The sequence below is a fragment of the Pedosphaera parvula Ellin514 genome (genome assembly GCF_000172555.1).
Classification (GTDB): Bacteria; Verrucomicrobiota; Verrucomicrobiia; order Limisphaerales; family Pedosphaeraceae; genus Pedosphaera.
Genome location: NZ_ABOX02000009.1, coordinates 1 through 12,927, shown reverse-complemented (window position 1 = coordinate 12,927; position 12,927 = coordinate 1). Strand labels below are relative to the sequence as shown.

8 protein-coding genes and 1 riboswitch are annotated in these 12,927 nt (G+C 51.9%); of the genes, 1 reads left to right on the top strand and 7 read right to left on the bottom strand.

Annotated features, from left to right (window positions below):
- Positions 1-42: 42 nt before the first annotated feature.
- Positions 43-4,149, top strand: coding sequence for a LamG-like jellyroll fold domain-containing protein (locus CFLAV_RS08900; RefSeq protein ID WP_007414364.1), 4,107 nt, complete (start codon positions 43-45; stop codon positions 4,147-4,149).
- A 50-nt stretch (positions 4,150-4,199) separates the two neighbouring features.
- On the opposite strand, the gene CFLAV_RS08895 is transcribed toward CFLAV_RS08900, so the two are convergent.
- From CFLAV_RS08895 to CFLAV_RS08865, 7 genes are all read right to left on the bottom strand, one after another.
- Positions 4,200-5,855, bottom strand: a complete 1,656-nt coding sequence (locus CFLAV_RS08895) for an RNA polymerase sigma factor (protein WP_007414363.1) — start codon at positions 5,853-5,855, stop codon at positions 4,200-4,202.
- 97 nt (positions 5,856-5,952) lie between these two features.
- The gene (locus tag CFLAV_RS08890; RefSeq protein ID WP_007414362.1) at positions 5,953-7,074 is read right to left on the bottom strand and encodes a rhomboid family intramembrane serine protease; all 1,122 of its coding nucleotides are present in this window, start codon (positions 7,072-7,074) and stop codon (positions 5,953-5,955) included.
- Between the two features lie 188 nt (positions 7,075-7,262).
- Positions 7,263-7,847: a GYF domain-containing protein gene (locus CFLAV_RS34020; RefSeq protein WP_007414361.1), complete on the bottom strand. Its 585-nt coding sequence runs from the start codon at positions 7,845-7,847 to the stop codon at positions 7,263-7,265.
- An 86-nt stretch (positions 7,848-7,933) separates the two neighbouring features.
- Complete coding sequence (locus CFLAV_RS08880) at positions 7,934-9,244, bottom strand: voltage-gated chloride channel family protein (RefSeq protein ID WP_007414360.1); 1,311 nt, start codon at positions 9,242-9,244, stop codon at positions 7,934-7,936.
- Between the two features lie 137 nt (positions 9,245-9,381).
- A riboswitch (Fluoride riboswitch) is annotated at positions 9,382-9,464 on the bottom strand.
- 43 nt (positions 9,465-9,507) lie between these two features.
- Positions 9,508-10,263 (bottom strand): ThuA domain-containing protein, encoded by a 756-nt coding sequence (locus tag CFLAV_RS08875; protein WP_007414358.1) that lies wholly within the window; start codon positions 10,261-10,263, stop codon positions 9,508-9,510.
- A gap of 10 nt (positions 10,264-10,273) precedes the next feature.
- Positions 10,274-11,071, bottom strand: a complete 798-nt coding sequence (locus CFLAV_RS08870; RefSeq protein ID WP_007414357.1) for a BtpA/SgcQ family protein — start codon at positions 11,069-11,071, stop codon at positions 10,274-10,276.
- Positions 11,072-11,124: 53 nt separating this feature from the next.
- Complete coding sequence (locus CFLAV_RS08865; RefSeq protein WP_007414356.1) at positions 11,125-12,471, bottom strand: Gfo/Idh/MocA family protein; 1,347 nt, start codon at positions 12,469-12,471, stop codon at positions 11,125-11,127.
- Positions 12,472-12,927 lie beyond the last annotated feature (456 nt).

The window sequence follows — 12,927 nt, the reverse complement described above, 5'->3', positions numbered from 1 at the left end:
ATCGAGCTAATCACTTCAAAACTCAAATATTGTCTTCATCATATGAAGTTTAAAGCATTGCTGACTCTACTTGTCTCCTGCGTGTTACTTAACGCACGAGGTGATATTACGAATAACCTTGTAGCCTACTACAAACTCGACGAAACCACCGGACTTGCCGCCGCTGATTCCTCAGGCAACGGTAATAATGGCACGTTGGTAAATTTCCCCGCCGACAACTCAGAATGGACAGCCAACGGACGCATTAACGGCGCTCTGATTTGCAACACAACTACTCCTACCAATGAATATGTTTCCGTGGCAAACGCAGCCAACCTTAACTTTGACACCAGTCTCACCTTCACCGTGGCCGCCTGGGTCAAACTCAGTACCACCACGCAGATCGCTGGCGGAGGCATCATCGCCAAAGGCTCCGGCGGTGGCGGCGAGGAATATGACTTGGATATGAACGGTGGTAAATTCCGCATCGTTCTGCGTAGTGCCACCAACTCCATAACGTTAAGTTCCGCCCTTACTCCCGCCGCCAACACTTGGTACCATGTGGCGGTGGTTTTCAATATTTCAGGAACTAATCGCGTCACACAAATGTACATCAATGGGCAGCTAAATGCCACACTGGCACCCACCAGTGTACTCACCTCCCTCAAGCCGAACACACATGTAGTCAGTATTGGAGCACGGGAACAAAGCACCACCTCCGGCTATAATTTTCCGTTCAAAGGCACGATCGATGACGCGCGTATTTATGGTCGCGCCCTCTCCACGAATGATATCTATGAGCTATACGCCTCCAACGGCAAGGCCCCCATCATTACAACTCAACCGCGAAATGTCTCCTGCTACGTAGGCGATCTACCTGCTTTCTCCGTGGGAGTGGATCAGGCAAACAGCATTCTGCCTCTCGGCTACCAATGGCTCTTCAATGGCTCTCCCATCTCTGGTGCCACAACCGCGACTTTGTTGGTGACAAACGCTCAACTCGCCAGTGCCGGCAATTACAGCGTGCAGGTTAGCAACGTCGTTGGAATTATTACGAGTTCAAATGCAACTCTACAGGTCGCCAGCCTGCCTCCCGCGGATATTGTTGATAATCTCGTTGGCAATTGGAAGATGGACGATGGCAGTGGTTCCACCACCGCCTTGGATTCCACACCAAATGCCAGCACCGGTTCTCTGCTCAACTTTGCCGATTTCAACGCCTGCTGGACGAACGGACTGATCGGCGGAGGCCTGGCATTTAACGGCGATGCTTCGGGCTCCGATGTCATGCTCATACCCGGCTTCGCCATACCGGCTCCCGATGTGCTTGATTTCTCCACGAATTCGACATTTACGCTGGCCGCGTGGGTAAACGGTTCAACTCTCCAAACCAACAGTTCCGGCATCATCGCCAAGGGCAGCGGTAATGGAGGCGAGCAATACACGTTGGACGTGAATGGAGGCCATTACCGCTTTTACGTCCGCAACACCAATGGCACCTCCTTTAACCTGAATACAACCGTATCACCCAATAATACCTGGCAACACCTGGCTGCCGTTCTGAATGCAACCAACGGCATCATGAATCTTTATATCAACGGGCAATTGGCAGGGGTCGCAGTTGCTCCCTTCTCGTTGCTGGCCAATACACACGAAGTAAGCATCGGCAATCGTCAAAGCGGCAATGCAGGCTACAATCAACCCTTCACAGGAATCATCGATGACGTCCGCATTTACAATCGCGACTTAACGTCCTCGGATGTGCAGGCGCTCTATCTTACAGGTGGCGTTTATCCACCCTCATTCGTCAGCCAGCCCGCGAGTGCTTCACTCTATGCAGGCGATAATCTCAAGCTCTCCGGCACCGCCGGCGGCACGGCACCTTTCACCTACCAGTGGATGAAAAATGGCACCAAACTCATCAGCGCGACCAATACCAGCCTCATATTCCAACCGTTGCAACTGTCGGATGCAGGCGATTATACCTTGGTAGTTTCCAACGCTTATGGTGCCGCCACCAGCTCAGTGGCAAACATCCAGGTGCAGGCTTTCTATGTCACGAACGCTTTGGCTGGTTACTGGAAGTTTGATGATGGCACCGGTTCCTACATGGCTGCAGACTCATCGACCAATGGGAACAATGCTTCATTGGCTAACTTCCCTGACTTTACCTCCGAATGGGTGAATGGCCGAATCAATGGTGCCCTCCAGTTTAATTCCGGCTCCACTTCCGAGTATGCAACAATACCGGATTCCCCCAGCCTGAACTTCGACACCAATCTGACATTCACCCTGGCCGCCTGGGTAAGAGGATCGGCTGCCCAGGTTAGTGGCGCTGGCATCATTTCCAAAGGCTATGGTGGGCTTAACGAACAGTATACTCTGGACGTTCACACGGACCAACTCACCACTCCGGCCTACCGGTTCTATGTGAGAAGTGCAGCAGGAGCGTCCACTACCGTAACTACACAGGTCACCCCTAATGGACAATGGCAGCACCTGGTGGCCACCTATGATGGCAGATTCACCACCATGTGCATTTACGTCAACGGCCAGCTGGTCGCTTCCAACACTGCCGCTCCCGGCACTCTGCTCGTGGATAACAATCACGAGGTCTCGATTGGAAACCGCGAGTCATCGTCTTCCTCAGGTTACAACTTCCCATTTGCCGGAGCCATGGATGACGTTCGTATCTACAATCGCGCCCTGAGTGCAGCCGATGTGCAGACGCTCTATAATGCCTTCGGCGGCCTTGCCCCGGTCTTCTACACTCAACCTCTGAGCGCTCCGAAATATGTCGGTGATAACCTGGCGCTCTCTGCCTTCGTGGATGGAGATGCACCGCTGACTTATCAGTGGCAAAACAATGGTGTCAGCATTCCCGGTGCAACAAACTCAAGCCTGATGATAACCAATCTTCAGTTATCGGACGCGGGAAATTTTACTCTTGCAGTCACGAACGCTTCCGGTTTCGCCATCAGCTCAAATGCCGTGGTGCAGGTCACCACCTTCTCCCTGGCCAATACTCTCGCCTGGTGGAAGTTTGATGAAACCAGTGACATCACCGCGGCCGATTCGTCGGGCAATGGCAACACGGGAAATCTCATCAACTTCCCCGGCGACGACTCCGAATGGATTGCGGGCCGCGTGAACGGCGCCCTGAATTTCAACGCCGATGGCTCTGGCCTCACCTATGTGACAGTGCCTGACAGCGCGAGCTTGAACTTTACCAACTCCCTCGCCCTTTCTGTGGCTGCCTGGATCAAGGGTCCAGCCACCCAGGTCAATAATGCCGGCATTATTGCCAAGGGTTATGGCGGCACCGAGCAATACGCCATCGATGTCAACGGCGGATTCTACCGCTTCTATGTGCGCGGCGCAAATGGAGCCTCGGTCAATGCGCAAAGTTCCGTTGCCCTCAATGGTCGTTGGCAGTTGCTCGTTGCCACGTTTGATGCTTCCACCGGATTTCTCAAACTCTATGCCAATGGACAACTGGCAACCAGCATCACTGGTCCAAACTCACTCCTCTACAGCACTCATGATGTAAGCATCGGTTCCCGGGAATCGAGTGCCGTCTCCGGCTACAACTGGCCATTTACGGGTGAGATTGACGATGTGCGTCTCTACAACCATGCCCTCCAACCCTCCGAAGTACAGACCCTGTATTCGGCTGTAAGCACTCTCGCCCCGGTCTTCTATACTCAACCTCAAGACACCAATGGTTTGAGTGGCCAGAGTGTGAAGCTCTCGGCGCTGGTGGATGGTTCTGATCCTTTGGCCTACCAGTGGCTGAAGAGTGGTGCCAGCATACCAGGAGCTACCAATGTGACACTGACGCTGACAAATCTGCAACTCTCGGATGCTGGTAATTACAGCTTGCGGGTTACCAACTCGGTTGGCACTGCGACCAGTTCCATTGCGGTTCTTCAGGTGCAATCCTTCGCTCTCTCAGGAGTCACACACCTGAGCGATGGTAATGTCCAATTCAGCGGCACGGGTCCGGCCAATGCCTCCTACACCATCCTGGCAACGACCGATATCAGCCTGCCGCTGGCACAATGGACGGTTGTATCAACTGGCACTTTCGACGCTAACGGCCAGTTCACCTTTACCGACCTGAACGCACAGAATAATCCAACTCAGTTCTACCGCGTCTCAATGCCGTAGTAACCGGCTCAATACAACGACGCCTGGTGGAATCATCTGCCAGGCGTTTTTTATTTTGCATCGCCCATGAATTGCTTGCTCATGCTCATTGCGGCCTTGGTCATATTGAGCATGTTAGTCTGAAATTTTCCTAAAGCAGCCAGTTGCTCGGGCTTTAGAAAATCAGCAGACTGTTGGAAGATTCTCTGATTACTCTCCGATTGTTGTTTAAGGTAGGTGTCCATCGCGCCACCGGAAAGCGACAAGGAAGTATTGTCCAGTTTGGTTACCTGTTTGCCTTCGCGTTTCATGATGTCCAATAAACGCGCGCTCTGTTCATCACTGAGAGAATTCTCCGTCAGTTGTCCTTTATAGAGGTTTAAACTGGTTTGCGCCGGAACGCTCTCCTTATAATCTTCGTACTGCTTGAATCCATCCTCTCCCAGCAAACCTTTAATCTTCTCTTTCAATTGCTTCTGGTCCTCGTCTATTTCCTGCTTGGCCACTGTTCTATCAACATCTCCCTTCATCACGGCCGAAGTTCTCTCAATGCCCGTCAATGCATTATCACCCAGGATCTGGTAAAATTTGTCCGTCTCCTCCGGACTTAGATTTAATTGCTTCACCAATTGCCCATATTGGATTCTGAGTGCACTCAAGCTTTGCTGCTTCATGAATTCCTTCATTCCCGGATCACTCATCATTTTCGAGAGCATGCCGCCGAATGACCCGTTACTCCCTGAGGCGAGACTGGCTTTTGCCGCCGCAGTCGCCGCTGCCACGGCCGCCTTCTTGCCCCCGATCAACTTTGCCTTTTCAACCTGCGCAGCATGCATCTTCTCAGCCATCTCCGATCTCTCAGCTTGGAGGATGGCAAGGGTATCCTTCTGCGTCTTCAGCTCCTGCTCACGTTGATGCAACTGCTCCTGCACCGTGTGCAGTTCCTGTTTCTGAGTGTAATTCTCGTGCCATTGATACGCCATCATTGCCGTTACCGCGACTCCGGCGGCAATTTTCACTTTTGTCCATGCCATAAGTTTTAAAGTTCCTTTTACCAGACTCAACGTTGTTGTAGTTACCGCCGTTCCCGTGATGGCTCCGGTCGTGACTGATGCCACCAGGCCCGCAGGCGCGGCTTGAATTGAATGCGCTGCAATCGCGGCGCTTAACGCTGCCGCCGAAAGAGTAATATCTTTCCTGCTGAATAGACCGCGCAATTTATCCACCGCCCGACTCACCCGCTTTTTTGCCGCCTCCTCGGTTGTACCGAGGGCGGCCCCCACCTGCTTGAGATCCTTGCCTTCCACAAATCGCAGCACAAGGGCATTCCGATCCGTCTCACCCAGCTCTGCAATCGCATCGTCCAATAAAGGGGCGATCTGTTTCCAAGCTTCGGATTCCGTCTCGTGCAAATTGGATTGCATGTAAGCCTCCTGTTCCCGGCGGCTGCGCCGGATTTCAGTTCGCAAATAATTTGCCGCCGTCAGCCGCGCGGTTTTGAATAGCCAACCGGAAAGTATCGTTCCACTGGACAGGCTGGCCGCCTTCTTTGCCAGGATGATAAATACCGCCTGGGTAATCTCCTCGGCCTGGCTCTGGTTGCCGACATATCGCATCGCAGCAGAATAAACCAGATTGATATGCCGCGAAACCAGCGCAGAAAACGCCTCCTCAGACTTGCTGGACGCATACTGTCGCAATAGATCAATGTCATTCATCTCCGGCATCTACCTATAGATGTCCATAAAGAGGGAAAAGGGACAATTTATTTCGGGTGATGGTCCAGACTGAAAAATCCGCTGGCCCCAACGATTGACAGAAAGTTTACCTGATGATCTTGATCAAGGTAAAACACCCGAGTGCGAGAATCATTACAAGCGAAGAAACTCCGGCGATCCTCAAGCCAGTTCCGCTCTTCAACGGCAATGTTTGATTCCTCTGATCCACCAGCAGCAATCCCATGGTTATTCCTCCAAGGAATCCACCCAGATGTCCCGCATTATCAATAATCGAGTAACCAAGGATCCCTATCGTCGCAATAATGGCGATGTTGATAAAAATCGACTTCACGAATCCAGCTGGAAGGGCCGCTTTTCGTCGCAGACCCAGAACTGTCAAAAAACCAATCAACCCCATCAATCCTCCCGATGCCCCAACTGAAGGGGTATTGGGAATCAGAAACAGGCTGAAGATACTTCCGGTCAAGGCCGAGAATAGGAGCACCACGGCCAGATGATATCGCGTAGCCAAAACTTCCATGAGCCGTCCCAATCCGACCAGGGCCATGCCATTGAAGACAATGTGAGGAATGCCGCCATGTAGGAGTGGTCCTGTAAACAACCTCCACCATTCCCCACGCCAGACAGCGTGTTTATTCAAATCGGCAGCTCGAATGGCATTCTCGATTCCAACGACCATTTCGACAGCCATGATACAGATGAGGAGCGCCAAAATAATCCATGTATACAATATCTTTCTCGAATCGACCCAGGCCACGTATCGTTCCACATTCTCATTTTCCTCAGGCGGACTCCATTTGGAGTGTTTCAAGACTCGCAAGCCACGAATATTTTGGGCGACCGGCAGCACCCCCATGAAAACCAAAATGATGCCGAACCATATCTTATTGCCGCCAAATGCGAAAAGTATTCCAAAAACAATGCAACCGACCAAACCGATCAATAAGTTTCCTTTTAAAATCTTTTTGTTCCTCTCCTGGAACGCTGCGTACAGGAATTCAACATGCGTCAAAGGAACAACTCTCGCAGACTCCGGATGCCACACGAGTTGGATATATGGCAGGTCTGCGCTTGAACAACGGGCGATTAATTCCTCTCGTGTGCAGCCAATCAGTTTGCCTTTCAGCACATAACCATAGTCCTGACCGAAAGGCTTCTCAGGAAAAGCCCCTTCGATTGTCCAGGGAGTTGTTGGGTTGCCACTCACGTCATCCTCATCTGCTCACAAATCATGAATGAAGCAATAGTATCGCGAACCAGGCAACATTACAAATGCCAGCACGCGATATCGCAGCCAAATCGCCGTCGGTTCCGGTTTTGCGCCAAGTGCCGCCTTGGGCTCCAAAGCTGTCCATCCCCAAGCTCCCTCCACAAACAAGCTGATCTCCTCTTCTGTTACTCAAGGATTTTATAATGTCCAATCAAGGGAAGAGGTTTGTAAACTCCAGAAGCTGCATTCACAATTCCCATTACCATCAATACGACAAATCCGACGTTGACCGCCACCATCGCCAACATGCCAATGCACCCCACAAATGGAATGAGGAAGCTGATGCCCGCAGCGGCGATACCGATGATATGTGCGAGAAAAAGCACAATGCCCTGATTAGTGTGATACCGCGCAAATCTGGATTGCGGTGCAGCCAGCAATGGAACCAGGAAAAGCAGGCCGATGTATGCCAATACGGCAAAGATTTTATTGTGACTTATGTCCTCTGTCTCTGAAATTGCTGCGCCCGGCTGAATGGACGGTGGCGAGGTCAAGGGAGGGATGCCGCTGCCCAGCGGTGGCGGAGTTGTGCTCGCGGTCGCGCCTTCCATCAGTTCAGGAAAAAGATTGGCCGGAGCCCAATAATCTGTTCCTTCCTTCGAGACCGGCGTATCGCGCGATAGAACCCCGCTTTTCAACAAGGCTTTCAATTCTTCTTCGCCGACCGGGCCGAGCCTCTGACCATTTTGGGTGTATCTCCATGTATTCATATCATCATTGTGGCTGCACTTGAGATTCTCGATGCCCGTCGGACTTACACTGTTGTTGGCAAAGCTTATCTGCAAGCTAAATCCAGCTATGCGCTGACGTCACTTTCAACTCCATTATCCACCTGTTTTTTCGGCACGGCAACTCGTTGCGCAGAGTAAATTCCGGCGTGGCCGCTGAAAAAATATGCGATGAAACAAGCCGCGGCAAAATATACCGTGTAGTGCGCACCGAAAAGTTCAATACCCATGATCGTGCAAGCCAGCGGTGTATTCGTTGCTCCTGCGAATACGCCAATAAACCCCAAACCTGCAAATAAATCGACTGGAGCGTGCAGCAGTCCCGACAAGGCATTTCCCAAGGTTGCCCCAATAAAGAAAAGCGGCGTCACTTCGCCACCTTTAAACCCGCTGGATATGGTCACGATCGTAAACACTATTTTCCACCACCAACTCAGGACGTGTGCGCCATCTGGATGGAATGCCGACAGTATTGTGACCGCTTTTGGGTCGGGTGAAGTAATCCCCAGCCCCAAATAATCACGCGTACCCACAAGATAAACCAGCGCGATCACCATCACCCCGCCCAACACCGGTCGCAATGGTGCCAACGGAACAAGTTTTTTATATGCCTTCTGTAGAGAATGAGCGAGTTCCGAGAAAAGCAGGCTGCACAATCCAAAAGCAATTCCGGCAGTCACAGCTTTCAACAAAAGCAGGGCATCTACATGAAAAATCGCGCTGGCAGCTTCAGGCTCAATGAAACTGATTTGATAGATCGCGTGTTTGATTCCCCACGCCGAACAGGTGTAATCCCCCACCACACTTGCGATCAATGTTGGAACCAGTGCATCATACTGAATCCTTCCAACAGCCAGCACTTCCATCGCAAAAACCGCTCCCGTTAAAGGAGTGCCAAAGACCGATCCAAATCCCGCGGCCACCCCGGACATCAAAAGAATTCGCATGGTCTCGGACTTCACTCGAATCAAACGCCCGAAGCCACTAGCCAGGCTGCCTCCCATTTGTACCGCTGTCCCTTCGCGTCCGGCCGAGCCACCAAACAAGTGAGTAATAAGGGTCCCAATCAAAACCAACGGGGCCATGCGTCGCGGAACGCCTCCGCCCGGTTTATGGATCTCATCGATGATTAAATTACTCCCCTTCTCTGCTTCTCGACCCAACCAATGGTAAAGCAATCCCACCGCCACACCACCAACCGGTAATAAAAATAGCAACCATGCGTGTTGCTGGCGAATGTGAGTAACGTGATCCAGAGCCCAAAGGAAGAAAGCACTCGCTGAACCTGCCAGCACTCCCACAGGGATTGTGAGCAACGACCACCCCAACAGTTGCTTCAAACTTCCGGCATGAAACGAGAAATTAAAAAAGTGCTTCATTACCAGGAACGGGTGGAGGTGCAGGGATTAAACAGGCCGAAGGAGATGGTGATAGCGCTGTCGGGGGCTCGCTCTATTAAGCATTTAAATTTAATTTTGTATTTCGGCATAAGTTGTCCTGTTAGTACACGACTTGAGTACCAATAGGAGTTATCAGCACCGAAATAATCAGGCGGTTCTCTCGTTGACCGAGAAGGCAAACCCCATTGCCAATGCATATAGAGAACACAAAGATCCGTTAATTGGCAAGGAACAACCTGTTCTCACGGTTTGTAGATCACCGCATTAAGCACAATTCTGGCATAGGTCGGATTTTGAAAATCTTCCTTACGATGCCCCGGCATGAGATAGATGATTTGCCCCCTGCCTGCCGACTTAATCCAACCCGCCCGGTCCTGCATATAGGTCTTGGCAGCCTTTGCGTCCACATATCTGAGCCCCATCGGCAAAATCCGTGCATCCTCATGCACATGGTTCAAATAAACCTCCGAATCATCCAGAGCAAACCCGGGCAAAGCTTCACTCGCAACCGGTGCGTTCGTGCTGGTGTAGGCGATCTTTACCGGATACACAACACGGTTGGTCATAATAAAATGATGTGGATTGAGATTAACCAATTCGAGTTTTACCCCTTCAATCCACTTGTAGCCGCCTTCCGTAACATCGCCCTCCGGCAATGCCACGCCTAGAAATGAAAACCAATGTGGATTTTTCCTCTTGCCGGAACTGATGGAATGATGAAGCACCAGAAGCTTTCCACCTGCTTTAGTATAATCAATGAAGGCATCCTCCGCCTTTTCCGAAAGTGCCTTGTGAATGTAAACAATCACGCAGTCGTACTTCCTTAGCTGTTCGGGCAGGTTCTGTTGTGCGATCAGCTTACTCTCCAGATGTTCCTCGCTTCTTAACTTTCCAGCCAATACTTCCATGGCGGGAAATTCGTCCGCCACGATGAGCACCTCGGCAGCAGTCAATTTCGCCATCATTAACGCCAGTCCGAAAAAAAGAAGGGTTCTCATATGCCGCCGATCAGCGAGCTGTTACCCGCTTCATGAATGCCTTGACCTTCCTGGAATCCACAGGATTGTTCCAATCTCCCGCTTTCTTGAAAGAGGAACCGACAATAAATCCATCCGCCACTGGCAGAAATTGTCCGATGTTTGCTTCATTCATTCCTGAACCCAAAATAACAGGAAGATGAGTGTGTGCTTTCGTTTCCTCCGCATCTGCGGGGACCGGTGGCCTGCCAGTGACAGGACCGGTCACAATCAAAGCATCTGCCCGCATGAATTCAGCCGCATGCGCCGTTTCGCCGAGTGAAATATCCGCGGTGATCGCATGGGAGGAATGCTTCTTTTTAATATCCGCCCATACCTGCACTTTTTCCGCGCCAATCTGTTTGCGATAACGCAACAACTCGGCCGCACACGAATTAATAAATCCCTCGTCCGCCACATGCGCAAACACAAACCCCTCGACACGCACCCAATCCAAGGCCGCCGCATGCGCCGCGGCCATGGCCTCACGATTCGCCGCTGCAAGTATTTGGATACCCGTTACGCCGCAAAAAGCCTGTTTCACCGCCTGGCCAATGATGGTCATGGAGGAAACAATTTCTGGTCCCACACCGCCCCGCAGATAAGGAACATCGTGCATGTTCTCGATGGCAATCCCATCCACGCCGGCATCGCGATATATCTTCGCCTCCTGCACGGCGATTTCAGTTATTTTGCCGAGCGAAAGATGATTGGCCGGAGTACCCGGCAATGCTCCCACATGGATCATCCCAATGATCGGCTTGGCAGACGCAAACAATCGCGATTTCATGCGCCGAGTTTATTCCCGCGCAATCATTAGGAAAGGCCAAAGACCAGCCCGACTTAAACTTTATCGGGATAAGGATGCACCCACGGAGTGCGATATGGACGGCAGAGCAATTGATTCGCCTCTCCATCCTCGACCACCTGCCCTTTGGCGGCATCCCAGGCCAGCGAACGCCCCAGCTTCATGGAAAGATTGCCCAGAATGCAGGCGGCACTCGAAATATATCCCTGCTCAATGTCGGCCACTGGCTTGCTGCGATCTGCTATGCACGAAAGAAAATTCTTCATGTGCCCGCGAATGGCTGGAGCGACATGTTTTTCCAAATCCTTCTCGGTCTTATCCTCGGGATATTGTTCCAATTCATAGGTCACATCGCGATGCACCGGCTGCCCTTTTCCCTGCGGAATGAAATCGTATCCCATCAGTCCAGCCTTGAGCGTCCCTTTATCGCCGTAGAAAATCGCGGCCCATTGGTATTTGGGGTCAGGCGCTTCTCCCCAGGTGCGATGAGTCCAGACAATCGGCAGATCGCCATGATTAAACGTGATGGTTTGAGTATCGGAAATATTGGATTTGCCGTGCTTGTCAACCAGGATGCCTCCGAACGAACTAACGCTCTTCGGCCAGCCCAACTCCAGCATCCAACGAGCCATGTCGTACATGTGAATGCACATGTCCCCCACTATTCCGTTTCCATACTCCATGAATGCACGCCAACTACGTGGGTGCACCAGCTTGTTGTATGGGCGCATCGGCGCCGGACCAGTCCACATTTCGTAATCGAGGTTTTCAGGCGGCGCCGTATCGGGCGGATTCTCCGACGTACGCATGTGGTAATAACAGCAAATCTCCACCATGCCGATCTTGCCGAGTTTGCCTTCCCGGACAATCGTATCGCGAGCTTCTATCAGGTGCGGCGTGCTGCGGCGCTGAGTCCCCACCTGCACCACGCGTTTGTATTTGCGGGCAGCTGTCAGCATGGCTTGGCATTCAATGACATCAACCCCGATTGGCTTTTGCACATAGATGTCAGCGCCAGCCTTGGCTGCCTCAATCATCGCCAGCGCATGCCAATGATCCGGCGGGGCAATCAGCACAATGTCCAGATCCTTTTCCTTCAACATCTCCCGGTAATCGCCATACGTGCGCGGCTTCTTTTTCGATACCTGGCGCTCCGCCACCATGTCGGCGGCGTTGGCCAGCATGTTCTTGTCCACATCGCAAAGTGACACCACTTCCACGGGTGCAACCTGAATGAGGCGGAATAAGTCACATTTGCCATACCATCCGCAACCGATCAAACCCACACGCTTTTTCTGGTCGGCAAATTCAGCGGCATAGTTCGGCAGGGCGGACAGGGCCAGCCCAGCGGCGCTGACCTGGAGGAATTGTCGGCGGTTCATGCCTTAGGAATAAACCAAAATAGCTTCGAAAACAAGCTCTTCGCTTCTCCGGCCTCCCCTGCGTCGGATGCTACATATACATGTAAGTAGACTAACCTACTTAACAATTGTATAAATGCCCATACCCTAGCCCCATCAGGAAACTCTGCGAGAGCTTGGAGCATACGCACAGGCAATGGTACTGTCCGCGCAGCTTCAGGACAACGTTGCATCCTTCGGGAACCATGTTTCACAAGTTCTTAACAGAGTCGGTAACACAACGGCTGGCATTGAGAAAAGAGTCCACAGGAAAGCGTTCCCAAACCAGCGCTTTCTGTAAAGCTCCCGCATCGCACCGGCCCTTGATCTGAAACCACTGGCAAGCAGTTCGGTCCCCGCTTTCCAAAAGCGGTGGTCTCCAGGCAAATAAGTCCGGATGCCGCCCCTGGCGTCCTATCCGGGCATTCTAAACATCAA

Coding starts and splice junctions, on each gene's coding strand:
- CFLAV_RS08900 (WP_007414364.1), top strand. CDS start 43: ATGAAGTTTAAAGCATTGCTGACTCTACTTGTCTCCTGCGTGTTACTT.
- CFLAV_RS08895 (WP_007414363.1), bottom strand. CDS start 5,855: ATGCCGGAGATGAATGACATTGATCTATTGCGACAGTATGCGTCCAGC.
- CFLAV_RS34020 (WP_007414361.1), bottom strand. CDS start 7,847: ATGAATACATGGAGATACACCCAAAATGGTCAGAGGCTCGGCCCGGTC.
- CFLAV_RS08880 (WP_007414360.1), bottom strand. CDS start 9,244: ATGAAGCACTTTTTTAATTTCTCGTTTCATGCCGGAAGTTTGAAGCAA.
- CFLAV_RS08875 (WP_007414358.1), bottom strand. CDS start 10,263: ATGAGAACCCTTCTTTTTTTCGGACTGGCGTTAATGATGGCGAAATTG.
- CFLAV_RS08870 (WP_007414357.1), bottom strand. CDS start 11,071: ATGAAATCGCGATTGTTTGCGTCTGCCAAGCCGATCATTGGGATGATC.
- CFLAV_RS08865 (WP_007414356.1), bottom strand. CDS start 12,471: ATGAACCGCCGACAATTCCTCCAGGTCAGCGCCGCTGGGCTGGCCCTG.